At 42.4% G+C, this 526-nt stretch carries 1 pseudogene; it reads right to left on the bottom strand.

The annotated features are described in order from the left end of the window. Nucleotides 1–526 (bottom strand): annotated as a pseudogene (locus tag DWZ60_RS17075) (site-specific integrase); the annotation flags it as partial.

Raw genomic sequence — 526 nt, forward strand, 5'->3', positions numbered from 1 at the left:
CCGTCTGATACCGCAGTTTAATATACTGCATGGGATTGAACGTAATATACTGCTTTGGAAATACTGCAAAACGGAAGGACTGCTGCATGACTGCGGAAAAAGAATGGATGTAATCTTTGCTATACCCCTTTCTCTCTTTTCCATCGGGATGAACTCCCCCGAAGGAAAGCAAATCGAAGAAGGATTGCAAATGTTCAGAGGTTACATTTTTCAGTTTCCGTTCTGCCAATGGGTGTTTCTTAATATTTCGGATTGTTCCGAGGTAATTCTCCACCGTACCATTGCTGAGCGTACCTGTTTTTAATTCCTCCTCTGCCCACACATCCAGAAGTTGTCCGACTGTGAGATTTTCCGCTTTGGCAACAAATTTCTTTTTCTCATAATCATCCATTGCCTGACGGAGCAGCTTTTCAGTTCCACTTTTGCTTTCTGTTCCAACGCATTCTTTCTGAACAAGATTGCCGCTTGCGTCCTCTACATAGAAGCGGTAGTACCATTTCTTTCCTTTTTTTCTTACAGATCCTTT

The organism is Blautia sp. AF34-10, from assembly GCF_003477865.1.
Taxonomy (GTDB): Bacteria; Bacillota; Clostridia; order Lachnospirales; family Lachnospiraceae; genus Fusicatenibacter; species Fusicatenibacter saccharivorans.